Genomic DNA, 25837 nt, shown 5'->3' with positions numbered 1-25837 from the left:
TATAGATTAGTAATTAAAATCAGTTAAAGACTTATGGATATAGTAAACATAAAAACAAAAATTTATTATTATGAGTTAAACTTTGTATTTAAAACAGGTGAAAACTTAAGTACTTTTTTTGATACTTTAACAAATTTGTCAGTTACAAGAGCAAGAATACGTTATCAATATTTTGGAGAACGGTATGTTTTTATTCAAGGAGTTAGTAATGGTGGGAATATTATTCAAGGAAAACTTAGAAGTATTCGAGATGATATTTTTCCACAATTAATAAATATGACAAATGATGAAGTTACTGATTTAGAAGATAGAGGAAGTGATGGAATTATGGACACTTCTCACTTTATTATAGATTTTCGTAGAAATAAAACAATTTTAGCTTTGGAATACAATCACAGTGGTGCAAAAATTGATGATTTTGTTAAATACATAGAAAAAATTGGAATTTCTAAAGAACTAATCACAAAATTAGGTTTTCAATTTTTAACAGAAGAAAGTTTTGAAGACTTAGAAAGTAGAATTAATAGAATCTCAGAATTTAGTTTAAAAATTCATAAAGATAATTTCGAAGAGATACGTGGAATGGATGGAAATATATTACAAGCAGCTGAAGCTACTATAAACAATTTTGAAAATGAATATGCAGTATTGAATTTCAAAATGGATTATAGAAAGTTCTCTGATACTCCACAAATTAAAAGGTCAATTCTAAATATTGTGCATTGGTTTGAAGAAAATCCAGATAAAAGAAACTTGTTTAATTATTTAAACTTTGTCGCAGAAGATGAAACAAATAATAATAAACTTCGTTTATATGATTTAATAGTTTCAAAAGTAAAAAGCGAATTTAATGTTCAAAAAAAGAAAAAAGCTAAAACAATTATTTCGGAAGATATGTTTCCAAAAATGCTAAGAGAAATTGATATAAAAGGATTTAGATGAAAAAAACACTTGATTTCTATATTAATAATGCGTTATTTTTCGATAGCATAATTATTCTTGCGCTTTGGTTTGCAAATTCATACTTTTCCTTTTTTGATTTTAAAATTGCGGAAAAAAAAGATAATTTAGAAATCGTTAGTGATACAGTTTCGGCTTCAATTTCACTTGCTGGATTTATTTTAGCATCGTTAACTGTTATTGCATCAATTAGATCAAATATAACTAATCGACCACAAGACGCAATAAGAAATCCGTTAGAAATGTTTTTTTCTGACGTAAATTACAAAAGAGTTGTACAAGTATTCAAAGATGCAATAGTTGAATTAGTTTTGGTTTTGGTTTTTATTTTATCATATTTTATTTGGATAAGCCAAGAAAATTTTCTTAATTTCACAATACTAAAGTGGATAATTTCAGCAATTTTAATGATTTTTTTAAGCGTATCAAGAACTTTAATTGTACTATTTACAATAATCAAAATAGATAGTTAAAAAAACTACTGCAGGTAACAGGCGTTTAGCAAAAAAGCGGGTCTAGTGCTTAAATGAAATTTTGTGCTTCGTATCAAGTTTATTGCTAGCAGACAGTTTAGCGCTTCGAAATCCGCTTCTTCGCAAAGCGCCAAAACGTTAGTGACTATTTTAACACTCCGCGGTTGTAACAAACTATTTTTTTTAAAGACTACTTAAAGAAAAAGAAAATATGGAAACGAGCAGAAGACTTTGGCTGAAAAAAATTGGTATTGGAGTAGCTGGTATTGGACTTACAAACTTCAATTCATTTGCTTCTCCTCTTGTATCAGAAAATTTAATTAATAGTTTTGAGGATGATGCTAACTTAATTTTTTTACGCTCAAATGAAAACCCTTATGGTCCATCTCCATTAGCAAGGAAAGCATTTGTAGACAATGTGAATATTAGTAACCGATATAATTGGGATGTTGCATCACAACTGATTTCTGACCTTGCAAAAAAGAATAGTGTTAAAGACGAAAACATATTGTTGGGAGCTGGTTCAACTGAAATTTTAGATTTGGTTGCAAAATTCGTATCATTAGACAAAGGAAATTACGTAATCGCAGACCCAAGCTATGATTATTGGACAGTTACATTAGATAATTTAGGCTTAACAAAAAATAAAGTACCTCTTACAACCGACAAGAAAATTAATTTGCAAGCTATGTTGGAAGTTGTAAACCAAGACACAAAACTTGTTTATATCTGTAATCCAAACAACCCAACAGGAACAATTTGTGAAAGAGAAGCATTGGTAGAATTTGTAACCAAGATTTCACAAAATACAATTGTATTAATTGATGAGGCATATTTGGACTTTACTAAACAGCAATCCCTTAGCAATATCGTAAATGACCACAAAAATATTATTATAGCCAAAACATTTTCCAAAATGTACGGTTTGGCTGGAGCACGGATTGGGTATGCGATTGCGAACAAAACAATAATTGATAATTTGGCTAATTTGCAATCCAATACAAATAATAGCGTTAGTGTATTGTCAAAACTTGCTGCTATAGCTTCTTTGAAAGATGATAAATTTGTTTCAAATTGCTACTTGCTAAATGAAGATGTGAGACAATATACTATCAGCGAACTCAAAAAATTAAATTGTGAGTGCATTTATTCTAATACAAATTTTATCTATTTTTCACTTGAAAAATACAACAAGGACTATTTCAAGCAATTAGAAAGCAATAATATTCAAGGGGGAAGAATATATGAAGAGCAAGGTAAATGGACAAGGATTACAGTGGGTAAAATGGGCGAAATGAAAAAATTCATTAAAGCAATACAATAAAAAACTGCCACCAACACTCGCTACAAGCAATTTGGGTATTAGGCTTAATTTGAAATTAGTTTTGTATTTGGGAGGATTTGGCAAACACCATCTCCGCAAACTATAAATAAGTCGCAAAAACAAAATATAATCGTGATTGCTCTGCAAAGTCTCACGACTTCGTAGCAATTCCAATAATCAACAAACACAGGAAAATAAAGGTTGCTAAAGTTAAAACGGCATATAGCAATGGGTACGAAGTCAGGAGACTTCGCACAGCATGCTATTAATACAATTTTCATTTTTTGAGAAGACAGCATATCCCACTGATGCTTGTTTGCAACGAATACCAATTTTAATTTGTAGCACAATCGTAGCGTTTGCAACGCGATTTTTTATACTTTTATTGAACTAAAACCTTATTTTAATAAAATGAATCCCAAAGTTGATGACTTTATAAGCAATGCCAAAAAATGGCAGCCCGAAATGGAGCAATTGCGACTATTGCTACTCGATTGCGGACTAACCGAAGAGTTCAAGTGGCGTGCGCCTTGTTACAGTTTTCAGGGAAGTAATGTGGTACTTATAGGTAGTTTTAAAGAATACTGTGCGCTTAGTTTTTTTAAAGGAACTTTACTTCAAGACACCGATGGAATTCTATGCAAACCCGGAGAAAACAGTCAGGCTGTACGTTTTTTTAAGTTTACCAATCTGGAAGAAATCATAGAACAACAATCGATAATCAAAGCCTATATTTATGAAGCCATTGAAATTGAAAAAGCAGGCTTGAAAGTAAATTTCAAAAGCAATACCGAACTTGAATTGGTAGCAGAATTACAAAATACGTTAGACAAAAATCCCGACTTAAAAGTTGCTTTCCACGCCTTAACGCCAGGGCGACAGCGCGCTTACAACTTATACTTTTCGGGTTCCAAACAATCCAAAACCCGCGAAACCCGAATTGAAAAATACATGCAGCGTATTCTTGACGGAAAGGGAATCAACGATTGTACTTGTGGACTGTCTAAAAAAATGCCCAATTGTGACGGTTCACACAAATACATTCGAGCAGAAAATAAATGACAATCCACAGCATCTTTTACTTTGGTTATTATGAAAACGAAACGGAATCGATAGCCCTGATAGAAGCGGCATCTCCCGATTTAGAAAAACAAGGCTTTTCGGCCGTAGTTTTTATTTATCGGGAATACAGCGGACAGCAGGACGGTTCTTAATTGAAAACACCATTCTTTCTGCTCCAGCAATGCAAAGTGTTCTTTAAAAAAACATTTTCTTAAAAGTCTGGATTGCTGTGCAAAGTCTCCTGACTTCGTGAAGCATGGGTGAAATTATTTACCGTAAAAATATTTTTCACAGCAATTTTTTTTTACTTTTAAAATAAAAAACATGAACAGAGTTTTATTCTTACTATTTATTATTTCTTTCTCAAAAACCAGTGCACAAAATGCCGTTTCAGATAAAATAAAGAATAACAATCCTATTTTCAAAGGTTGGTATGCTGATCCTGAAGGAATCATTTTTGATAAAACATACTGGATATATCCCACTTTTTCAGCTCCTTATGAAAAACAAGTTTTTTTGGATGCTTTCTCGTCTACTGATTTAACCAATTGGACAAAACATGCTAAAATTTTAGATACAACTGCTGTAAAATGGGCGAAAAAAGCGATGTGGGCACCGTCAATCATTAAAAATAAGAATAAATATTTTCTGTTTTTTGGAGCTAACGATATTCAAAGTGATACTGAATCAGGAGGAATAGGTGTAGCGGTTGCATCTAAACCTGAAGGTCCTTATAAAGATTATTTAGGAAAGCCATTAGTTGATAAATTTTATAATGGCGCACAACCTATTGACCAATTTGTTTTTAGAGATAAAGATGGTCAACATTATTTAATTTATGGAGGATGGAAACATTGCAATATTGCTAAATTGAAACCGGATTTTACGGGTTTCATCCCTTTCAAAGACAAAACAGTATTTAAAGAGATTACTCCGGAAAATTATGTTGAAGGGCCATTTATGTTTATCCGAAATAACAAATATTATTTTATGTGGTCCGAAGGCGGCTGGGGCGGACCCAATTATTGCGTAGCGTATGCGATTGCTGATTCTCCGATGGGGCCATTCAAGCGCATTGGTAAAGTCTTGCAACAAGATCCTAAAATTGCTACCGGAGCAGGGCATCATTCGGTTATGAAAGCACCTGATTCCAATCAATATTACATTGTTTACCACAGAAGACCGCTTACAGAAACGCATGCCAATTCAAGAGAAACGTGCATAGAAGAAATGTTTTTTGACGAACAAGGTTTTATCAAACCCATTACGATTACCAACGAAGGTGTAAAAGCACATACTATTAAATGATTGTATGGTATCTTTATTAATTCATAACCCGATCCAATCATTAGCGCAGCATTACAGGCTATGCCCACAAACCAGAACAGCTAAACAAACAGTAAAAAAACACTAACACATTTAAAAAACTTACCTATGAAACTACTACTTGCCACATTCCTTTTAGTTTTCAACCTGACGGCATTCGCTCAATCGAATGACTTTGCCGGTGATTACAATCGTATTTTAAATGGTAAAGATGAAAGTCATTTATTTGATTATAAATTGACCTTACATCAAGATGGAACATTCCTATTTCATTATTATTCGAAAATTAAACAGGGAATTCCACCTGAAGTAAATAAATACGGAAAAGGAAAATGGAGTGCAAAAGACAATGTGATTACTTTTTCTTCTAACAAACAAGAAGACTTTGATGAAAAATACACGTTGGATTTTAATAATTCCAAGGCGAGATTTGTAACTAAGAATCCTAGAGATAAATCGGACCGAATAATCAAAACCAGACTTACGTTTGTTGAGTCAGAAATCTCCTGGATGCAAAAACTGGATGTTTTTAAGATATAAATCCGCATTACAACGCCTGTATACAATTAAACAATCAACAGCTTGACGAAGAAGCAGTAAGGGTAACTTTTAATTTACCAATCGAATATAAATTGAATTAACGATTACACCATTTGACCACAATGAAAGAGGAAATTCAAACATATAACGACATACAGACCTCAGACGACAAAGCAATTTGCAACGTGCTTGCCCAGACTATTGACAACGAATTGACCGAAGCTGAGAGCAAAATTTGGCACGCCCACCCTGTTTGGTTTTTAGACGGTAATCCAATTGTTGGTTACAGCAAACAAAAAGCAGGATGGCGTTTGATGTTTTGGAGTGGTGCTGACTTTGAAGAAGACGATTTAAACATAAAAGGAAAAAAATTTAAAGACGCTTCTATTTTCTTCAGTACAGTTGAACAAATCAATACAAAAGACCTTGAACGTTGGCTGAACAAATCAAGAGATATTCAGTGGGATTACAAAAACATAGTAAAAAGAAAAGGACAATTAGAGAGGTTGAAATAAATGGAGATTAACCTTAAAATCTAAAGCATGAACAAGACAAACAATCACGATGAGCGTATTGCAAAAATGACATTCGCATCGGTATATCCACATTATATCGCAAAAGTCGAGAAGAAAAACAGAACAAAAGAAGAATTATTTCAAGTAATTGAATGGTTAACGGGTTACGATGAAAAAAAACTACAAGAACTCGTGGAAGAAAAAGTAACTTTTGAAAAATTCTTTCAGAATGCTACACTAAACCCTAATGCGCACTTGATTACGGGTGTAATTTGTGGGTATCGGATAGAAGAAATCGAAAATCCGTTAACGCAACAAGTACGATATTTAGACAAACTGGTCGATGAATTGGCTAAAGGACGTAAAATGGAGAAAATTTTGCGAGTGGCGTAAAGCGCCCCAAAAACGAGATAAATTTACACTCATAAACCCTCTCTCAAATCAGCTTCATTCGGTTCCCAATAGGGATAATTAATCTTCAATTCCATAATAATAAGACCCGCCCTTTTTAAGATTCTCCAATGCATTTTTTGGAAATACCCGTTCATAACTCCTACCGATTTCTTTTTAATACCAATTTCTAAATTCCTAATTTGCGCCCTTAAATCAGAAAGAGAAAATGAAGGTCTGTATTGCCGAGAAACCAAGTGTAGCACGCGAAATCGCATCCGTTTTAGGAGCCAATACCAAACGCGACGGGTATTACGAAGGCAACGGTTATGCCGTAACGTACACTTTTGGGCATTTATGTACCTTAAAAGAACCAAACGATTACAAACCCCATTGGAAAAGTTGGGATTTGAACAACCTGCCCATGCTTCCCGACAAATTTGAAACCAAAGTGGTCGAAAATTCGGGAATCCAAAAGCAATTCAAAATCATAAAAAGTTTGTTTGACAAAGCCGAGTTGGTCATCAACTGCGGGGATGCAGGGCAAGAAGGAGAACTCATTCAGCGCTGGGTCATGAATGAAGCCAATTATAAAGGCGAGGTAAAACGCTTGTGGATTTCGTCCCTGACCACCGAAGCCATCAAAGAGGGTTTTGAAAACCTAAAACCATCTGCCAACTACGATAATTTATACTACGCCGGATTTTCCAGAGCCATTGGCGACTGGTTACTCGGTATGAATGCCACCCGTTTGTACACCGTAAAGCACGGCGGGTACAAGCAAGTATTGTCTATTGGAAGGGTACAAACCCCTACTCTAGCCATGGTTGTTGACCGATTTAAAGAAATTGAGAATTTCAAACCGCAACCGTATTGGGAGTTGCAAACTTTATATCGAGAAACGCTTTTCAGCTATGAAGATGGACGCTTTTTGAAAAAAGAAGATGGCGAACTTTTGGCCAATAAAGTCAAAGAAAGTGTGTTCGAAATTGTTTCTGTCGAAAAAAAGAATGGCAATGAGTTTGCGCCTAAACTGTTTGATTTAACAGGTTTGCAAGTATATTGCAATACAAAATTTGGCTTTTCAGCAGATGAAACGCTTAAAATTGTTCAGACTTTGTACGAACAAAAAGTAGTCACCTACCCCAGAGTCGACACCACGTTTTTACCAAGCGATATTTATCCAAAAGTACCCGGAATTCTGAGAAACTTGACGAATTATGCGGCGTTGACGCAACCGCTTTTGGAAAAAAAGATAAAAAAATCGCCTAAAGTTTTCAATGACAAAAAAGTTACCGATCACCATGCGATTATTCCAACGGGAATTCAAAGCAACTTGCAATACAATCAGCAACAAGTATATGACATTATTACAAAGCGTTTTATTGCGGTGTTTTATGATGATTGTTTGGTTGCTAATACGACAGTAATAGGGAAAGCCGCCGATGTAGCTTTCAAAACCACCGGAAAAGAAATCTTAAAAAAAGGCTTTCGCATTGTTTTTGAAGATCCGAACGCCAAAGAAAAGGAAGCCGATATCCTGCCGAGTTTTGTTGTAGGTGAAAAAGGCCCACACGAACCTTCATTTTTAGAAAAGGAAACCAAACCACCGAATCAGTTTACGGAAGCCACCTTATTGCGCGCCATGGAAACCGCGGGCAAACAAGTTGACGATGAAGATTTACGCGAATTGATGAAAGAAAATGGTATCGGTCGTCCATCCACGCGAGCCAATATTATTGAAACGCTTTTTAGACGCCAATACATCGTAAGAAACAAAAAACAAGTATTGCCAACGCCAACAGGAATTCAACTAATTGATACTATTCAAAATGAGTTGGTCAAGTCCGCAGAACTGACGGGTTCTTGGGAAAAACAGTTGAAAGATATTGAAAAAGGAACCTTTACCGCCGGTTCATTTATCAAAAATATGAAGCGCATGGTTGAGGTTTTGGTATATGAAGTTCGCAGTGAAACCAGACGCGCCAACATCTCACATGCAGGAAATGTCCAAAAGGAAGAGGCTAAAGTGGAGAAAAAGAAAGCTGCAGGAATTTTGGCGGAAGCCTGTCCGAAATGTAAAAAAGCAACGCTTATCAAAGGAAAATCCGCTTATGGCTGTGGCGAATACAAAGCAGGTTGCACGTTCCTATTGCCCTATACTTTTGCGGAGAAAAAAATATCCGAGAACCAATACCTGCGATTGCTTCAAAAAGGATCTACCGTAAACTTGAAAGATTTTAAAACCGATGCCGGCGCTGTGGAAGGTTTACTCCGCTTTGATGAAAATTTCAAACTCAAATTAGAACTGAAGAAAACTTTGACGAAAACCGTACCGGACGAATTAGCCTGTCCGAAATGTGAAAAAGGAACGGTTCTTAAAGGAAAAACTGCTTATGGTTGCAGTGATTATAAATTGGGTTGTGATTTCAAAGTGACTTTCGATGTGGTCAGAACGAATTTAAAAGATCAAAAACCGACCAAAGAATTGGTTTATACTATTTTGAAAGAAAGCGAAAATAATTACTGATTTCTGATTAATACTATCTGAAATGCTTCGCTGGTTCGCTATCGCATTCTATGATGAAAAACAAGTAAAAATTGTTAAAACTACGATGCAAATTTATACGTGTTTATATATGAAGTTTCTCTGTTAATGACAGCAAAAACCCTGCTTATAAGTTTGCATCTAATATTGTTTAAAACAAGCATAGAATTTTTTCCTTCAGCCTTTTTCTTATTGTAATATTCTTTTAATTGAGGATCATACTTCAATGTGGTCATAGCGCACATTTGCAGCAAGGATTTTATTTTTTTATCAGCCATATGATTTACTTTAGTCCTGCCTTTTATACTAGAGCCGGAGCTGCATTCAAATGGGGCAACTCCAGAATAACAGGCAAATTGTCTCCAATTTTTAAAAGCCGTAAATCCTTTTGTGGCAATGATTAAATATATGCTGGTTTGTTCCCCTATTCCAGGAATGGTTCTGATGAGTTGAGTCTGTTTGTTCAACTGAGCATTTGCTTTGATGATTTCTTTCATCTTGGTTTCTATTTTGCGGATAGCATTTCTAATGGTTTTGGTTAAACTTTGATTGATTGATGATACTTCCTTGAAAACTTCTTTACTTGCAAAACCCTTATTTTCCTTAGTTGTTTCTAAAAGCAATAATGATTTAAGCATTTTTTCTCTTTCGGTATACAGAATTTTTAGTTTTTGAATGTCTATAGCTGTCAAAGTAAAAAGTTTGAGTTTGTCAATATTTCTATAGCTGTAATAGGCAATATCTTTAGCGTCTGATTTATCGGTTTTTCCTCTTGAAATCCCCTTTGATCTTTTTATTTCAACGGCTGGGACAATCCATAAATCTAACTTTAAATCCATTGAAGCAGACGAAAGATGATTGGTATAAACCCCTGTGTTTTCACAACAAAAAAGAGTTTGATTTATGTCAATCTTCTTGCTTAGATTTTTGACAAACAGACTAATGCTTTTTATGTTGTTTTCAACAACAAAATGTTCCGATTTCAAAGAAGAAACATCAAGAATAGTGATATCTAATTTTAGTTTTGAAATATCAATACCCACATAAAATAAATAGTTTTTCATAACTTTGGATTTAGGATAAACAAAAATGTTGAACTTCTTTAGAGCCTTTATTAGACCTTGATGTCTATCATTCTATTTGAAGCAATTCAACGGGTTCAAGGAGAAGGCAGAGGACTAATGCGATAGTTAAGTCTTAAGCTTAGCTCGGGTGAAAGTTCACCTCTGCTTTCCTTTGAATAAATTTAATGTTTTTTACTCTAACACAAAGTAAAGGCTCGGGTCAAAAATCATTAATCAAAAATCTTTCTATTCTATTTTTTTATATTTTAGCGTTTCAAAATAACACCAAATACTTACACATATGTTTCAAAAAACAACTCTCATACTGCTTTTGCTAGTAATTGTTTCCTGCAAAAATTCTGATTCCAATAAAAACGAAAAAATCAAAGCGGCAAGTTGGCTTTTGGGGAATTGGGAAAACAAATCAGCCGATGGTACTCTAACGGAAAATTGGGAGAAATTGAACGACAGTACCTTTCAAGCACAATCCTATTACATAAAAGAGAAAGATACAGTGCATTTTGAATCTATCATCTTACAACAAAAAGGAGAAAACTTAACGTATACTGCAACAGTAAAAGGGCAAAATAATGACAAACCCGTTGTTTTCAAATTGACAACTGCAACCGACAAACAAGTATCATTTGAAAATTTGAAACACGATTATCCTCAAAAAATCAGTTATAACCAAATTACTCCAGACAGTTTAGTCGCTAAAATTTCGGGAATCCAACAAGGAAAACCAAGTTCTGAACAGTTTTCGATGAAAAAAATCAAATAAAACTTTAACAATTAAGTTTCAATCAAAACCTTGCTCTAAATAAGCAAGGTTTTTTTTATGCCGTAAAATACTGACTTTCAAATTACTGAAAATTATTTTTTAATATTATTTATATTTAGTCTAAATAAGTTTTGTTAAAACAAAAAGCACCATTATATTTGCGGTATTATTTTTAATTAATCTAAATAAATGAAAACGATAAATACATTTTACCTGTCTGTTTTATTAATTGGCATAACAGTGAGTGCTCAAGAAAAAAAAGAGCAAGAAAAAGATTCTCTTAAAACCTTAAAGGAAGTTATTGTAAACACCAACAAATACAAGTACAAAAGAGAAAAAAGCACTACGGTTTCAAAAATGCCTTTGAACAATATTGAAAATCCTCAAGTGTACAATACCGTTACCAGCGAATTATTGAAAGAGCAAGTAGTGACTAATTTTAATGATGCTTTGAAAAATGCAACTGGTATAACGCGTCTTTGGGAATCAACAGGACGTGGCGGTGATGGAGCAGAATATTTTTCTATGAGAGGATTTGCTGTTCAGCCTACCATGATTAATGGTCTTCCTGGAATCAATAACGGAAGTATCGACCCTGCAAATGTGGATAACATTGAAGTTATAAAAGGACCATCGGGAACATTATTTGGAAGCAGCTTAATTTCTTACGGAGGTTTAATAAACACTGTCACTAAAAAGCCATACTCAACTTTTGGTGGAGAAATAAGTTATATTTCAGGATCGTATGGATTGGACCGAATCACTGCCGATGTAAACATACCTTTAAATTCAGATGTTGCCGTTCGAATAAATACAGCGTATCAAAAAGAAAATTCGTTTCAAGATGCTGGTTTCGGCAAATCATTTTTCTTTGCGCCTTCGCTAAGTTATAAAGTGAATGATAAACTTTCATTCTTAATAAATACAGAATTCACCAACAGAAATTCTGCTAATGCACCCATGATTTTCTTGAGCAGATATTCTCCTTTATCTTTTAATTCAATCGAATTATTTGAAAGAAATTATAAAAAATCGTTTACTTCAAACGAATTATCAATCAGTAATCCAACGTATAGTTTACAAGCTCAAATGTTTTACAAGTTGTCTGACCAATGGACTTCTCAAACGGTATTATCCAGAAGTAACAGTAAAACCAGCGGGTATTATTCGTATTTATTTGACGCGTCAAACGGAAATGATTTTTCAAGATATATTTCTAAAAGAAACGGAGAAACTTTGGCAACTGATATTCAGCAGAATTTCATAGGAGACTTTAAAATTGGAAGTTTAAGAAACCGATTGGTCGCAGGTATTGATTATTATAAATCAAATATTATAAACGGAAGCACCGGTTGGTTAGGAAACGGAACTGTTTCCTTAATCGATGGATCAGATACGGGAGATTTGACCCAAGCAGGAGTTGACAACCTTTTAGTAGGTTCGTTCGAAGGAAACTCAACTGCAGAAACGGAAGTTATTAGTGCTTATGCGTCGAATGTGTTGAATATTACGGATAAATTATCTGCCATGGCGAGTTTGAGAATTGACAACTTCAAATCTAAAACAGCAACCGAAGAAAACAGTCAAGCAGCCGTTTCTCCAAAATTCGGTTTGGTTTACATGCTGATTAAAGATAAAGTTTCTGTTTTCTCCAATTATATGAATGGCTTTGTAAATGTAACGCCACGAGAAGTTTCTGAAGTGGATGGTTCTAATCCGAGAATGGAATCTTTTGACCCAGAACAAGCCAATCAATATGAATTTGGACTAAAAACAAACTTGTACAAGGATATTATTTCAGCATCGATTAGTTATTACAACATTGATGTAAAAAATAGAATAATGACTGATCCCAATAATATCAACAATTCCATTCAAGGCGGCGAAGTAAACAGTAAAGGAATTGAATTGAGTTTTACGGCAAATCCTGTCAAAGGATTTAACATCATTGCCGGATTCAGCAACAACAAAAGTGAAGTTACTAAAGACAATCCCGGAGATGGTTATTTAGGACAAAGACCCGAAGAAGCAGGACCGGAAACCCTAGTTAATTTCTGGGCTAATTACACGTTGACTTCAGGAAAATTAAAAGGTTTCGGAATTGGATTTGGTGGAAACTATGCCAGCGAGTACAAAACCTTAAACAGAGCAAATATTGGAACATTTGAGTTGCCAAGTTATACCGTTTTAAATTCGGCTTTATCGTATACGAGTGATAAATTTAATATCGCATTAAAATTGAATAATGCATTAAACGAAAAATACTATTCTGGTTGGTCCACTGTAACTCCTCAGCGTTTGAGAAGTGTAACAGCAGGTTTAACCTATAAATTTTAAGTTTCATAATTGGTTTTGTTTCACTAAACTCCTCATTTCGGTGGGGAGTTTTATCCTTTTTAAATGAAAAATAACAACTTCAAAAAAGCAATTCGAAAAATCCATCTTTGGCTTGGTTTGTCCTCTGGTTTAATTGTTTTTATAATCGCCATAACAGGATGTTTGTATGCCTTTCAAGAGGAAATACAGGACATCACAGAAGAATATCGTTTTGTGGAAACGCAAAATAAATCCTTTTTACCTCCATCTCAACTGGAAATCATCGCTAGAAAAGAAGTTCCTAATAAAGTACTTCACGCCATCAAATACAATGAAAAAAATAATTCTGTTGAAGCTATATTTTTTCATTACGAACCCAGTTATCATTATACAACTTACATGAATCCTTATACAGGAAAAGTGCTGAAAACGATCAATAATGAGGAAGGTTTTTTCCCTTTTATACTAGACGGACATTTCTATCTTTGGCTGCCTCATGAAATTGGGCAGACTATTGTGGCATCGGCGACATTACTATTTCTGATACTGCTCGTTTCGGGTTTAATTCTTTGGTATCCAAAAAATAAAAGTGCCGCAAAACAACGCTTTTGGTTCAAATGGAAAAAAGGTACAAAATGGAAAAGAAAAAATTATGATTTACATAATGTCACCGGTTTTTACATCTTGATAATCGGAATTATTTTTGCCATTACGGGATTAGTATGGGGATTTCAATGGTTTGCGTACTCGTATTATAAAGTGTCCGGCGGTGAAAAATCATTGTTATATGAAGAACCGCTTTCGAAAAAAAATCAGAAAACTGCAACTACTTCAACCGTAAAACCATTAGATGCTGTTTGGCTTAAAATGCAGAAAGAATATCCTCAAGCTAAATCCATTGAAATTCATCCGCCGGAATCGAATCTTTCACCAATAGCCGCCAATGCGAATAGTGACAAAGGAACGTATTGGAAAATTGACTACCGCTATTTTGATCAATACAGCTTGGAAGAAATGACTGTTTCCCATCTTTGGGGTAGAAAAACAGCGGATAAAGTTGCTGATAACCTCATGAAAATGAATTATGATATTCACACCGGAGCCATATTAGGATTACCGGGGAAAATATTCGCCTTTCTTTGTAGTTTACTCATTGCAAGTCTGCCAATATCCGGATGCTATATTTGGTGGGGACGAAATAAAAAAAATAAAAACACAACAACAGTTTCAGCGTAAATCAAAATAAAAAAACATAATTGAACTATTTAAAGTAATTGCATTAAACCTTTCAATTCATTTTATATCTAAATAGATAATTGAAAAAATTTTTATGCTTTTTGAATTAGATATAGTGCAAACAAGTATAAAAAAACACAATAAAAAATTTCTCTTTATAGGGTAAATAATAATTGCTATTATACTATTTATTTTTACATTTGCGTTATTTTTATTTATTCTAAATAACTCAACTATTAAATAAACAAACTTTCCCTATTAATAAGAACCTTGACAATACATTTATGAAAAAGAATCTTTTTATTTCATTTGCCTTAGTCGCTACTTTATTTGTGAGTGCGCAGCAAAAAAATACACTTTTGGAGCAGTCTTTCTGGAAAACAACACCAGATGTAAACGCAGTTAAAGCAGAAATAGCAAAAGGGAACAGCCCATCAGCATCAACACCTAATGCTTTTGATGTAACCGTTATGGCTATTAATAATGATGCACCTGAGGCTACAATAAAATTCTTATTGGAACAACCCGGAAATGAAGTCACTAAATCTACTCATGATAATCGTATTTATTTACATTGGGCCGCTAATAAAGGAAATACAGCAATCGTAGAATACCTTATAGCCAAAGGATCAGACATTAACCTAGAAGATAGCCAAGGCTTTACTCCAATTACATTTGCAGCCAATAACGGTCAAAATAATACTGCAGTTTATGATGCGCTTTTTAAAGCTGGAATAGACCCAAAGAAAAAATATAAAGACGGTCTAAACCTATTGTTTATGGCAATACCGTCAGACAAAAACCTGACACTTACTACCTATTTTGTTTCTAAAGGATTGTCTCTTAAAGACATTGATAATGATGGAAATACGGCCTTTAATTATGCAGCCAGAACTGGAAATGTAACCCTTTTAAAAACACTGTTAGAAAAAGGAGTGAAATACACTGATAATGCACTAATTATTGCTGCACAAGGCTCTCGTAGAGACGCAAACACAATTGAAACCTATAAATACTTGGTAGAAGAATTAAAACTAAAACCAACAGTAACTAGCAAAACAGGAGAGACTGTACTTCATTTTCTGGTAAGTAAATCCAACCAAACTGAAATCATCAATTACTTTTTAGCAAAAGGAGTAGACGCCAACAAAGCCGATAATGAAGGGAATACTGCATTAATGGCAGCAGCCGGGTCAAGAGAAATTGCTGCACTAGAACTGTTATTGCCAATTGTAAAAAATATCAATATACAAAATGGTAAAGGTGAGTCGGCATTAACGATGGCTGTGAAATCTGGGACACCAGAAGCAGTTGCACTATTATTGAGTAAAGGTGCCGCTGCAAACGTTCAAGACAAAGATGGAAACAACTTAGGATATTACTTAATACAGTCCTACAGACCAATAGGTCGTGGACCAGAAGCTGCTAATGGACCAAAACAAGATCCTTTTGAAGCTAAAATAAAACTACTTCAGGATAAAGGATTAAACGTAGTCACTCCTCAAAAAGATGGAAGCACGCTTTATCACTTTGCTATCGCAAAAAGCGATTTAACTTTGCTAAAGAAAATTACTGATTTAAGCGTCGATGTAAACGCAAAAAACAAAGATGGTTTAACCGCTTTGCACAAAGCAGCTATGATCTCTAAAGACGATACTATCTTAAAATACCTGATCTCTATTGGTGCCAAAAAAGAAATCACCACTGATTTTGACGAAAGTGCCTATGCCTTAGCAAAAGAAAATGAGTCTTTAACAAAAAACAACGTATCTCTAGAATTTTTAAAATAACAATATGAAATTGCCGTGATAGAAAATCACAAACAATAATAAAGAATGGCGATACCATATTCCTTTAAAACAAATATTATCTACATATGAAATCAATCCTGAAAATTAGTTTATCTATAGCGTTTCTATTCCTTTTGTCCTTTCAAGCTGCCGCACAAACCAGTAAATACAAATGCATGCTCCAAATGTCCAACTACATGGGAGAAGGCGCTTATATTGTAGTTTCACTTGTAAACACTAAAGGCGAATATGTGAAAACATTATATGTAATGGGTGACGATAAAAAATGGTACAAAACCCTAAAAGAGTGGCATAAATTCTATTCTAAAAAACCAGAAAACATCAGCGCCAAAACTGGAGCTTCAGTAACTGGTGGAGACCGTAGCATCACTACACTAGAAATTGAAGATGCTAAAATCAACAAAGGATTTAAATTACGCTTTGAAACAGCTGTAGAAGATCATAAATATTATACCGCCGATTTAGAAATTCCGCTAACAACAGAAGGAATTGCTGCAAAAACTGAAGGTAAAGGTTATATTCGTTACGTAAGATTAAACAAAATATAAAATAAACAGCTTTTACATTAAACCATATTAAGTCATATAAGCTTTTACAAAACGTAAAACTTATATGACTTATATGTTAAAATTTATTATCAATGACTCTTTCTTTTTGGCGTTACTCACACTTGGCTTTGGCTGTATTTTCTGCTGCATTTTTGATATTGGCATCTGTAACTGGTGTCATACTCGCAGTCGATGCCATACAAGAGAAAACACCGCCATACAAAGTAGAAAATTTCGACAAAATAACACTTGGAGAAACTTTGCCAATATTGCGCAAAACCTATCCTGAAATAACCGAATTGAGTGTAAACCACAATCAATTTGTAACCCTGCAAGGTATCGACCAGGAAGATAATGATGTCAATGCTTATGTTGATCCAAGAACTGGAAAAATACTAGGAGATCCCATCAAAAAAAGTGAGTTTATCCAATGGACGACAGCGCTCCATCGTTCTTTATTTCTTAAAGAAACGGGGCGTTTTTTTGTTGGTTTTATTTCCTTTTTGTTAGTATTGATTTCCATTTCGGGTTTTGCTTTGATACTCAACCGACAAAGAAGTCTTCGCAGTTTGTTTTCTAAAATTGTAAAAGAAAATTTTGCCCAATATTACCATATTTTTCTAGGACGATTATCGCTGATTCCGATTCTGATTATCGCACTTTCAGGAACCTATTTAACCTTGGAAAAGTTTAATTTTTTCCTTGAAAAAACAGATTCAGAAGAAAAAACTGAAACGACTGTAACTGCGCCTATTGCAGAAAAAAGTGCAGCTAATTCCGTTTTTAAAAATACACTTCTGGCTGATGTTCAAAAAATTGAATTCCCTTTTTCGGATGATCCCGAAGAATATTATATCATTACATTAAAAGACCGAGAAATAGAAGTCAATCAGGTTTCCGGGGCAATTGTAAATGAAACTCCTTTTCCGATGAGAGCTTTAATATCGGATTTGAGTCTTAACTTACATACCGGTCGAACCAGTATTTTATGGGCGATAATTTTAGGAATAGCGAGTTTAAATATTCTCTTTTTTATCTACTCGGGATTTGCAATGACTTTGAAACGAAGATCGAGTCGCATTAAAAACAAATTCAAACCCGAAGACAGTAGATTTATTTTGCTGGTAGGTTCTGAAAATGGAAGTTCATTGCGATTTGCTAATGCTATTCACAAACAATTACTTGCTCACGGAGAAAAAGCTTTCCTTACTGAATTGAATAATTATTCGGTTTACCCAAAAGCAGAACATCTTATCGTATTTACTTCAACCCACGGATTAGGAGATGCTCCTTCTAATGCGAGCAAATTTATTTCGCTCATTAACAAAACCGAACAACAACAAAAAATCAATGTTTCGGTAGTCGGATTTGGTTCAAAAGCGTATCCTGATTTTTGTGGTTATGCACGTGACATTGACACTTTATTGGCGAAACAAAATTGGGCGGAGCACTTCTTAGAATTACAAACCGTAAATGACAAATCAGCTGAAGAATTTGTAGGTTGGGTAAAATTATGGAGTGCCAAAACAGGAATTTCTCTTTCCTCCACTCCATCAGTATACAATGAGGTTCCAAAAGGTTTGGAGAAACTGGTGGTATTGGACAAGACCGCCATTTCTGATACGGAACATACTTTTTTACTCACATTACGCGCTAGCAGGAGCGCTAAATTTACTTCGGGCGACCTCTTGGCTATTTATCCTGCAAATGACACCCGAGAACGCCTATACTCTATCGGAAACCATAATGGCAACATATTATTAGTGGTAAAACTGCATCCTTCAGGTTTGGGATCCGGCTTTTTATATGGTGTGGAACCTGGTTCGATTATAAAAGCCAGAATCCTCAAGAATGCTGCTTTTCACTTTCCGAAAAAAGCACCCAAAGTAGCACTAATTTCAAATGGAACCGGTATCGCTCCCTTTCTGGGCATGATAGAACAAAACAAGAAAAAAACCGAAATCCACTTGTATTCCGGCTTTCGAAAGGAAACTGAAACTGTTTTAGGATATAAAAAATTCGCCGATGAAATGATGGAGAAACAACAACTCCAAAGTTTTTATTTGGCTTTATCCCGTGAAGCAGACCATAATTATGTGATGGATTTAATCAAACGTGACGCTGATTTTTTCATGGATTTGTTAACACAAGGAGGCGTTGTAATGATTTGCGGTTCGCTTGCGATGCAAAAAGATGTAGAAGCTGTTCTTGATAAATTATGTCTTTCCAGAACAAGTATGGAAATTGCAGCTTATAAAGCGAATGGACAAGTATTGACGGATTGTTATTAGTGGAATTATGTTACTTTGTAATTGCGAGGAACAAAGCAATCACATTAGTTGCTCAACTTATATGCTTATGCTAGTGCGATTGCTTCGTTCCTCGCAATGACTACTGATACTTTTATTATGAAATTCCAATTCCTCTTTCTCCTTTTACTAATTTGCGCTTTCACAAGCCACAGCCAGGTCTTACGCAAAAGAACCACCTTACTTATGGGCGGTCGTTTTGATATTAGCATTGTTGCCAAAGATTCAGTATCGGCAGAACAAAACATAGACGCCGTTATTGCAGAAATTACCCGAATCGAGAATTTAATTTCTGATTGGAAATCGGATTCACAAGTATCTGAAGTGAACCAAAATGCGGGTATTCGACCAGTAAAAGTGGATAGAGAAGTTTTTGAATTAACACAAAGAGCGATTCAATTTTCTGAAGTAACCCATGGCGGTTTTGACATCAGTTTTGCGGCGATGGATAAAATCTGGAAATTTGACGGTTCCATGACTGCGATGCCTTCGGCGGAAGCCATTAAAAAATCGGTTGAAAAAGTAGGCTATAAAAATATTATTTTGGATAGTGTTCAATCTACCATTTTCCTAAAACTAAAAGGAATGAAGATTGGATTTGGAGCATTAGGAGAAGGATATGCCACCGATAAATGCCGAGATATGATGCTAGCAAAAGGTATCAAAGCCGGAATTATAAACGGATCAGGCGATATGAGCACTTGGGGAAAGCAACCTAACGGGAAACCTTGGAATATAGGAATTACCAATCCCTTTCATCCCGAAAAACTTCTGGCTGTTGTTCCATTAGAACAAGATGCAGTAACCACTTCAGGGAGCTATGAGAAATTTGTTGTTTTTGACGGCAAACGCTATTCCCATATCATCAATCCGGCAACGGGCTATCCCGCAACGGGCTTGTGTAGTGTGACTGTTTTTGGACCAAATGCTGAAACGGCTAACGGCTTGAGTACTTCGCTAATGGTTTTAGGAAAAACGGCAGGACTGCTTTTACTCAACAAATATCCTGATTACAGCTGCATCATAATTACTGATGATGGAAAAGTTGTGAAATCAAAAAACTTCCGAATCAAGAAATTTAAGGCAAAGCTTTAATTTACTCTAAGCATTAAAACACTCCGAAATTAAATACTATTGCATCAAAGATAGGCTTCGTATTAGTGCTTATGAATGGTTATTACAATATTCTGTTTTGACACCAATTCCACAAATCAAGTATTCCCTTTGAAAACAGTTGCTAATCCTTAAAATCTGCAGCACCGAAAATGTCCTCCTCAACCATGGTATTTGCAAATTGCTTTAACAAAATTTAACATAAAAGTTCTTCAAACACTTTTCAAGGGATGAATTTCAGAATTCACAGGGTCAAAAAAGTAATATTAACAAGACAAAGACCATGAAAAAGAAAGCTTCAGGTAAAAATGGTTGTTTCATAAAAATATAAAACACTAAAAAACAATACGTTAAATATATTTTTAATTTTTATTAATATTTAATCTAAATAAGTTTTGCAAATCCATACTTGGGTTTTATATTTGCATCGTTATTTTTAATTATTCCAAATAAACAATCATGAAATATATTTTACTTCCAACTTTAACACTTTTATTCAGTTTATCCTGTCTAGCACAAGAATCAGCAAATGCTTCTGGTGATAAAAATTATGATGAAACTACTTCTTCAGAATTTGACACTATAAAAAACAAAAAAGGAGGGATACTAAAAGAAGTTATTATCACAGCCAACAAGGAGAAAAAACCAGTTTCAGCATTGAGATCAGGTTTAAAACCAATGGACACTCCACAAAGTGTACAAGTTATTGGATCTGAAATTATAGCACAACAACAAAGCATTCGTTTGAGTGAGGTACTGAAAAATGCCAATGGTGTTTATGTAGGTTCTGCACGTGGTGGCGCTCAAGAATCATTTTATTCTAGAGGATATGATATGTCAGCCAACAATATGTTTAAAAATGGTTTTCGCTATAATGCGGGGTCTATTCCTGAGGTTTCTTCTTTGGAAAAAGTAGAATTTTTAAAAGGTAGTGCGGCTTTATTATTTGGTAACGTTGCTCCTGGAGGAATCTTAAATTTAGTTACGAAAACACCATCTTTCAAAAGTGGTGGAGAAATTTCTATGCAAGCAGGAAGTTTTGCTTACTATAAACCAGCTGTAGATTTTTACGGACCATTAAATAAAAATATTGCATATCGTTTTACAGGTTCTTACGAAAATTCAGAAAGCTTTAGAGATGTTGTGAAAAACGAACGTTTATACATTAATCCCTCTTTCCTTTTTAATGTAACTGATAAAACTCAAATTACAGTACAAGGAGATTACTTGAAAAGCAATTGGACACCAGATTTTGGAACTGGAGTAATAGGAAAAGAAATTGTTGATGTGCCACGCAGTAACTATTATGGTGCGCTTTGGTCAAATGGAAAAACAAAATCAGCAAGTGCTTCCGCATTACTTAATCACAGTTTCAATGACAACTGGAAATTAAATTTCAATGCTTCTTTTCAAAATTTCGACAGAGAATCAAAAGCTACAGAACGTATTGTAATATCTCCAACAGCTAATCCTTATGGAAATTTCAATAGACCATTAGGACAGAATAAAGGTACTGAACAAATTTTTGGAGATCAATTAAGCATACAAGGAAACTTCAACACCGGAAAAATAAAACATCAATTGTTAACAGGTGTAGATTTTGAAAACTCTTTTGCACAAGCATATACGTTTGCTTTTAGTACTGCCAATTATGATACTGTAAATATCTTTACTTTCGACCCTGCAACACAGCGAATGGATGAACCAAATTCTACGCTTACCCGAATAGTAAGTACTGATACAAACCGTTTTGGGGTTTATGCACAAGATTTGATTTCGTTTACAGAAAAAATTAAACTTTTAGCAGGAATTCGTTGGTCTTGGCAAGAAGCAGAAGTAATCAACAACAGCTTGACAACTCAAGCTCCAATACGTAAAGATGAGGCATTCTCTCCAAAATTTGGATTAGTGTATCAACCAACAAAAGAGATGTCTTTGTTTGCCAGCTACTCTAACTCATTTACACCAAATACTGGAACAACAGTTGATTTAAAACCAATAAAACCTTCAATCATAGACCAATATGAAGCAGGTATTAAAAAAGATTTCTGGAGAGGTATTTTGAGTACAAATATTACTGCGTACCAAATCACAAACAGCAATTTGGCACAAACAGCAGAATTTAAAGCTGATGGATCAAACAATACTGATACGACTATAAAAGTCTTGAACGGAGAAACTACTAGCAAAGGAATTGAAATTGATATTACAGCCAGACCTACAGAAGGCTTAAACATCATTGCCGGTTACAGCTACAACGATATGCGTTATACCAAAACATCAGGATTAAACGGAAGTACTATTCAAGGAGATCGTGTGGTAAGAACTCCAGCTAATACCGCTAATTTAAGCTTTTTCTATACTTTGCCAGCTGGAGCATTAAAAGGTGTTTCTTTTGGAGCAATCGGGAACTACATTGGTGACCGTCTTGGAGGTTGGAATAATCTAGTTGTAATTAATCCTAATACTGGAGCTCAAACAATCAATGACAGAGAAATTCCAATGAGTGGTTATACTACAATAGATGTTTCTGCAGGTTATACTTGGAAAAAAATCTCAATCTTATGTAGGTTGTCAAACATTACAAATGAGTTGAATTATACGGTACACGAAAACTACAGTATCAATCCAATTGCACCGCGTCAAATATTGACAAGTTTAAAATATAAATTCTAAAACCAAACTTGGGTTTTACTTCATCCAAAACTTTTTCTGCCAATTTCATTTTTTTGAAAAGCAGAAAAAGTTTTTGTTATTTTAACGAACTAAAAAATTGTGCTTGCAAAAGAATAAAAATACGATTCCCTCATTAAATTAAAAATTATGAAAAAAATAAAATTCAGAAATTTGCACCGTGATTTAGGCTATTTTTATATTGGACTTATTGTATCATTTGCCTTCTCTGGGCTTTTGATGAACCATAGAGATGCTTGGCATCCAGAAAAATATACTACTGAAACAAAAGCGATTGAAGTGAAATTGCCGGAGGAAAGTGAAATCAACGAAAAATTTTCTGAAGATTTAGGTAAACAACTGGGCATCGATGACAAAATGAGACGTCACACAGTGAAAAAAGGAGAATTTAAAATTTCTTTTGAAAACCACGATGTCGAAATTGATATGAAAACCGGAAAAGGAGAAATCATCTCTTTTGTAAAAACACCAATAATCAGTCAATCGATGAAATTGCATAAAAACACATCTAATTTCTGGATTTATTATTCTGATATTTTTGCCATCAGTTTAATCATCATCGCTTTGACAGGAACAATAATGATCAAAGCCGGGAAATTCAGTTGGAAAAACAGAGGTTGGAAACTCGCAGTAGCCGGAGTAATTTTTCCATTGATTTTTCTGTTTTTATTGGGATAAAATCCAATTTAACACATAAAATTCAAAAACCTCGTTTAGAAATAGACGGGGTTTTCTATTTTTCATCAAAGCGTTATTTTTTTCATATATTTGATGGTAACAATTGATATATAATGACTTAACAAATTTTAAATTATGAAAAAAACATCTATTTTATTTGGGGCTTTATTAATCATGATACTTTCATCATGTAAGGATGAGAAAAAAAAGGAAGAAGCACGTTTGCCTGAACAATATGACTTGGAAGATTTTTACAATACCAAATCGATAAGTGCTTCAGGATTCAATAACGATGAAACAAAAATTCTAATAAACAATAACACAACTGGAATCTACAATGCGTATGAGTTATCTCTCGCAGATACTACCGCTATAGCATTGACAAAATCTACTAAAGAAAGTATTTATACTGTAGATTATTTACCGGGAAGTTCTAAATTCATTTATTCGGCTGATGAAGGAGGGAATGAAAATTCTCATTTATTCCTAATGGATCGTAAAAGTAATACTCCAAAAGACATCACTCCTTGGGCAAATAGCGCCAATAGTTTCAATGGCTGGAGCCAAGACAAAAAAAACATGTACATAAACAGTAACAAGCGAGATGTAAAGTATTTTGATATTTTAAAATTAGACACTCTAACTTGGAAACCTACCATTTTATACCAAAATGAATCCGGTTTAACCCCATCAGTAATTAGTAAAACGGAACGTTATATAGCACTTACCAAAGAAATCACTACGGATAAAAACGAAATGTATTTATACGATAGTAAAACTAAAACAACTAAACGTCTCAGTAACGACAAAGAAGCAAATTGGAGTCCAATGGCTTTTGAAAAAAATGACAGCATTTTTTATTATACCAGTAATGAAGATAAAGAATTCAGTTCGTTACTCAAATACAATATCAATACCGGAAAATCAGAAGAAATTTTCAAAGATAAGTGGGATGTAATGTATATGTCTTTAAGCGAAAAAGAAAAATACCATATTGTTTTTGTGAACAATGACGGGAAAAACAAAGTACTCCTTTTTGAACATGCAACCGGAAAACCGCTAAAGCTACCTGACTTTGACGATGGTGATGTAATAAATGTAATCATTTCCAATAGTGAAAATAAATTATTGCTGACTGTAGGAAGCAGTACCAGCTCTCCAAACTTATATCTTTATGATATTACTTCCAAAAAACTAAAACAACTGACTTCCACTCTAAGTAAAAAAATCAATCAAGACGATCTTGCAAAAGCCGAAGTGATTCGTTTCAAATCTTTTGATGGCAAAGAAATACCAGCTATTTATTATAAGCCTTTACAAGCTTCTAAAAACAATAAAGTTCCAGCATTAATCTGGGTACACGGCGGACCCGGCGGGCAAAGTCGCATTGGATATTCAAACACCATACAATATCTGGTTAATAAAGGATATGCGGTTTTGGCCGTAAACAATCGCGGCAGCAGTGGCTATGGTAAAACATTTTACAAAATGGATAATAAAGATCATAGTAACGGAGATTTAAAAGACTGTATTTGGGGCAAAAAATGGCTGACAGAACAGGATTATATTGACCCGAATGCTATTGGTATTTACGGCGGAAGTTATGGCGGATGCATGGTTTTAGGCGCATTAGCATTTCATCCCGAAGAATTTAAAGTAGGTATCGATTTATTTGGCGTTGCAAATTGGCCCAGAACATTAAAAAGTATTCCTCCTTATTGGGAATCATTCCGCAAAGCGCTCTATGACGAAATGGGAGATCCGTATACTGCTGATAGTATTCGATTGAAAAAAATATCGCCATTATACAATTACGATAAAATAAACAAACCATTACTTGTTTTCCAAGGGGCTAATGATGTAAGGGTATTGCCTGTAGAAAGTGATGAAATTGTAGAAGGAGTAAAGAAAAATGGAGTGCCGGTTCAATATGTAGTATATCCAGATGAAGGGCATGGATTTCAAAAAAAGGAAAACCAAATTGCGACAACAAAAACCACATTACTCTTCTTGGATAAATACCTAAAATCTAAGAAATAGAAATAATTAAGTAAGTTCAAAAAAAAATCCATCTCGTTATAAATGAGATGGATTTTTTTAATGTAAACCTTCTGAGTCTATCATTATTAGTTCAATACTTATATCTAAG

21 protein-coding genes are annotated in these 25837 nt (G+C 34.3%); 20 read left to right on the top strand and 1 reads right to left on the bottom strand.

The features are described from left to right. Nucleotides 1–33: 33 nt before the first annotated feature. From CLV00_RS08320 to CLV00_RS08280, 10 genes are all read left to right on the top strand, one after another. Nucleotides 34–942, top strand: coding sequence for a hypothetical protein (locus CLV00_RS08320; RefSeq protein WP_099714673.1), 909 nt, complete (start codon nucleotides 34–36; stop codon nucleotides 940–942). Beyond that, nucleotides 939–1433, top strand: coding sequence for a hypothetical protein (locus tag CLV00_RS08315; RefSeq protein WP_099714672.1), 495 nt, complete (start codon nucleotides 939–941; stop codon nucleotides 1431–1433). Before CLV00_RS08320 ends, CLV00_RS08315 begins: the two co-directional genes overlap by 4 nt. 211 nt (nucleotides 1434–1644) lie before the next feature. Next, nucleotides 1645–2757: a histidinol-phosphate transaminase gene (locus CLV00_RS08310; RefSeq protein WP_099714671.1), complete on the top strand. Its 1113-nt coding sequence runs from the start codon at nucleotides 1645–1647 to the stop codon at nucleotides 2755–2757. Nucleotides 2758–3168: 411 nt separating this feature from the next. Continuing rightward, the gene (locus CLV00_RS08305; protein WP_099714670.1) at nucleotides 3169–3819 is read left to right on the top strand and encodes a DUF1801 domain-containing protein; all 651 of its coding nucleotides are present in this window, start codon (nucleotides 3169–3171) and stop codon (nucleotides 3817–3819) included. Further along, complete coding sequence (locus CLV00_RS16400) at nucleotides 3816–3971, top strand: hypothetical protein (RefSeq protein ID WP_158234590.1); 156 nt, start codon at nucleotides 3816–3818, stop codon at nucleotides 3969–3971. The genes CLV00_RS08305 and CLV00_RS16400 overlap by 4 nt, the downstream gene beginning before the upstream one ends. Nucleotides 3972–4143: 172 nt before the next feature. After that, a complete protein-coding gene (locus CLV00_RS08300) occupies nucleotides 4144–5127 on the top strand; it encodes a glycoside hydrolase family 43 protein (RefSeq protein WP_099714669.1) in 984 nt (327 codons plus the stop codon). A gap of 126 nt (nucleotides 5128–5253) precedes the next feature. Next, on the top strand, nucleotides 5254–5685 hold the full coding sequence (locus CLV00_RS08295) for a hypothetical protein (RefSeq protein WP_099714668.1): 432 nt from the start codon (nucleotides 5254–5256) through the stop codon (nucleotides 5683–5685). Between the two features lie 122 nt (nucleotides 5686–5807). After that, the gene (locus tag CLV00_RS08290) at nucleotides 5808–6200 is read left to right on the top strand and encodes a DUF1801 domain-containing protein (protein ID WP_099714667.1); all 393 of its coding nucleotides are present in this window, start codon (nucleotides 5808–5810) and stop codon (nucleotides 6198–6200) included. A gap of 27 nt (nucleotides 6201–6227) precedes the next feature. Further along, entirely contained in the window at nucleotides 6228–6593 is a 366-nt protein-coding gene (locus CLV00_RS08285) for a DUF2200 domain-containing protein (RefSeq protein WP_099714666.1), read from the top strand. Nucleotides 6594–6819: 226 nt separating this feature from the next. After that, complete coding sequence (locus CLV00_RS08280) at nucleotides 6820–9120, top strand: DNA topoisomerase 3 (RefSeq protein ID WP_099714665.1); 2301 nt, start codon at nucleotides 6820–6822, stop codon at nucleotides 9118–9120. An 80-nt stretch (nucleotides 9121–9200) separates the two neighbouring features. Here CLV00_RS08280 and CLV00_RS08275 read toward each other — a convergent pair whose 3' ends face one another. Continuing rightward, nucleotides 9201–10202, bottom strand: coding sequence for a transposase (locus CLV00_RS08275; RefSeq protein ID WP_099714043.1), 1002 nt, complete (start codon nucleotides 10200–10202; stop codon nucleotides 9201–9203). A gap of 301 nt (nucleotides 10203–10503) precedes the next feature. Here CLV00_RS08275 and CLV00_RS08270 point away from each other — a divergent pair, with 301 nt between their 5' ends. The 10 genes from CLV00_RS08270 (at nucleotide 10504) to CLV00_RS08225 (ending at nucleotide 25728) form a co-directional block, all read left to right on the top strand. Further along, a complete protein-coding gene (locus CLV00_RS08270; RefSeq protein WP_099714664.1) occupies nucleotides 10504–10983 on the top strand; it encodes a DUF6265 family protein in 480 nt (159 codons plus the stop codon). A gap of 189 nt (nucleotides 10984–11172) precedes the next feature. Next, the gene (locus CLV00_RS08265) at nucleotides 11173–13320 is read left to right on the top strand and encodes a TonB-dependent siderophore receptor (protein ID WP_099714663.1); all 2148 of its coding nucleotides are present in this window, start codon (nucleotides 11173–11175) and stop codon (nucleotides 13318–13320) included. A gap of 63 nt (nucleotides 13321–13383) precedes the next feature. After that, a complete protein-coding gene (locus tag CLV00_RS08260) occupies nucleotides 13384–14535 on the top strand; it encodes a PepSY domain-containing protein (protein ID WP_099714662.1) in 1152 nt (383 codons plus the stop codon). A 284-nt stretch (nucleotides 14536–14819) separates the two neighbouring features. Further along, nucleotides 14820–16325, top strand: coding sequence for an ankyrin repeat domain-containing protein (locus CLV00_RS08255; protein ID WP_099714661.1), 1506 nt, complete (start codon nucleotides 14820–14822; stop codon nucleotides 16323–16325). An 86-nt stretch (nucleotides 16326–16411) separates the two neighbouring features. Beyond that, nucleotides 16412–16894, top strand: coding sequence for a DUF2271 domain-containing protein (locus tag CLV00_RS08250; RefSeq protein WP_099714660.1), 483 nt, complete (start codon nucleotides 16412–16414; stop codon nucleotides 16892–16894). Between the two features lie 92 nt (nucleotides 16895–16986). After that, on the top strand, nucleotides 16987–19185 hold the full coding sequence (locus CLV00_RS08245) for a PepSY domain-containing protein (RefSeq protein WP_099714659.1): 2199 nt from the start codon (nucleotides 16987–16989) through the stop codon (nucleotides 19183–19185). Nucleotides 19186–19302: 117 nt separating this feature from the next. After that, a complete protein-coding gene (locus CLV00_RS08240) occupies nucleotides 19303–20298 on the top strand; it encodes an FAD:protein FMN transferase (RefSeq protein ID WP_099716286.1) in 996 nt (331 codons plus the stop codon). A gap of 477 nt (nucleotides 20299–20775) precedes the next feature. Then, nucleotides 20776–22992 carry a TonB-dependent siderophore receptor gene (locus CLV00_RS08235; protein ID WP_099714658.1) on the top strand — a complete coding sequence of 739 codons (2217 nt, stop codon included), beginning with the start codon at nucleotides 20776–20778 and terminating at the stop codon, nucleotides 22990–22992. Nucleotides 22993–23139: 147 nt separating this feature from the next. Further along, the gene (locus CLV00_RS08230) at nucleotides 23140–23688 is read left to right on the top strand and encodes a PepSY-associated TM helix domain-containing protein (RefSeq protein WP_099714657.1); all 549 of its coding nucleotides are present in this window, start codon (nucleotides 23140–23142) and stop codon (nucleotides 23686–23688) included. A gap of 135 nt (nucleotides 23689–23823) precedes the next feature. Then, nucleotides 23824–25728: an alpha/beta fold hydrolase gene (locus tag CLV00_RS08225; protein ID WP_099714656.1), complete on the top strand. Its 1905-nt coding sequence runs from the start codon at nucleotides 23824–23826 to the stop codon at nucleotides 25726–25728. The last annotated feature ends 109 nt before the right edge of the window (nucleotides 25729–25837 follow it).

The organism is Flavobacterium sp. 11, assembly GCF_002754315.1.
GTDB classification, from domain to species: domain Bacteria; phylum Bacteroidota; class Bacteroidia; order Flavobacteriales; family Flavobacteriaceae; genus Flavobacterium; species Flavobacterium algoritolerans.
Note: the sequence above shows the minus strand (reverse complement) of the source record. Positions and strands in the feature narration are given on the sequence as shown.

What these genes read in the sequence shown, in the direction of transcription:
- CLV00_RS08285 (WP_099714666.1), top strand. Translation starts at nt 6,228, where the DNA reads ATGAACAAGACAAACAATCACGATGAGCGTATTGCAAAAATGACATTC.
- CLV00_RS08260 (WP_099714662.1), top strand. Translation starts at nt 13,384, where the DNA reads ATGAAAAATAACAACTTCAAAAAAGCAATTCGAAAAATCCATCTTTGG.
- CLV00_RS08310 (WP_099714671.1), top strand. Translation starts at nt 1,645, where the DNA reads ATGGAAACGAGCAGAAGACTTTGGCTGAAAAAAATTGGTATTGGAGTA.
- CLV00_RS08280 (WP_099714665.1), top strand. Translation starts at nt 6,820, where the DNA reads ATGAAGGTCTGTATTGCCGAGAAACCAAGTGTAGCACGCGAAATCGCA.
- CLV00_RS16400 (WP_158234590.1), top strand. Translation starts at nt 3,816, where the DNA reads ATGACAATCCACAGCATCTTTTACTTTGGTTATTATGAAAACGAAACG.
- CLV00_RS08245 (WP_099714659.1), top strand. Translation starts at nt 16,987, where the DNA reads ATGACTCTTTCTTTTTGGCGTTACTCACACTTGGCTTTGGCTGTATTT.
- CLV00_RS08305 (WP_099714670.1), top strand. Translation starts at nt 3,169, where the DNA reads ATGAATCCCAAAGTTGATGACTTTATAAGCAATGCCAAAAAATGGCAG.
- CLV00_RS08255 (WP_099714661.1), top strand. Translation starts at nt 14,820, where the DNA reads ATGAAAAAGAATCTTTTTATTTCATTTGCCTTAGTCGCTACTTTATTT.
- CLV00_RS08265 (WP_099714663.1), top strand. Translation starts at nt 11,173, where the DNA reads ATGAAAACGATAAATACATTTTACCTGTCTGTTTTATTAATTGGCATA.
- CLV00_RS08240 (WP_099716286.1), top strand. Translation starts at nt 19,303, where the DNA reads ATGAAATTCCAATTCCTCTTTCTCCTTTTACTAATTTGCGCTTTCACA.
- CLV00_RS08270 (WP_099714664.1), top strand. Translation starts at nt 10,504, where the DNA reads ATGTTTCAAAAAACAACTCTCATACTGCTTTTGCTAGTAATTGTTTCC.
- CLV00_RS08295 (WP_099714668.1), top strand. Translation starts at nt 5,254, where the DNA reads ATGAAACTACTACTTGCCACATTCCTTTTAGTTTTCAACCTGACGGCA.
- CLV00_RS08230 (WP_099714657.1), top strand. Translation starts at nt 23,140, where the DNA reads ATGAAAAAAATAAAATTCAGAAATTTGCACCGTGATTTAGGCTATTTT.
- CLV00_RS08315 (WP_099714672.1), top strand. Translation starts at nt 939, where the DNA reads ATGAAAAAAACACTTGATTTCTATATTAATAATGCGTTATTTTTCGAT.
- CLV00_RS08300 (WP_099714669.1), top strand. Translation starts at nt 4,144, where the DNA reads ATGAACAGAGTTTTATTCTTACTATTTATTATTTCTTTCTCAAAAACC.
- CLV00_RS08320 (WP_099714673.1), top strand. Translation starts at nt 34, where the DNA reads ATGGATATAGTAAACATAAAAACAAAAATTTATTATTATGAGTTAAAC.
- CLV00_RS08235 (WP_099714658.1), top strand. Translation starts at nt 20,776, where the DNA reads ATGAAATATATTTTACTTCCAACTTTAACACTTTTATTCAGTTTATCC.
- CLV00_RS08275 (WP_099714043.1), bottom strand. Translation starts at nt 10,202, where the DNA reads ATGAAAAACTATTTATTTTATGTGGGTATTGATATTTCAAAACTAAAA.
- CLV00_RS08250 (WP_099714660.1), top strand. Translation starts at nt 16,412, where the DNA reads ATGAAATCAATCCTGAAAATTAGTTTATCTATAGCGTTTCTATTCCTT.
- CLV00_RS08225 (WP_099714656.1), top strand. Translation starts at nt 23,824, where the DNA reads ATGAAAAAAACATCTATTTTATTTGGGGCTTTATTAATCATGATACTT.
- CLV00_RS08290 (WP_099714667.1), top strand. Translation starts at nt 5,808, where the DNA reads ATGAAAGAGGAAATTCAAACATATAACGACATACAGACCTCAGACGAC.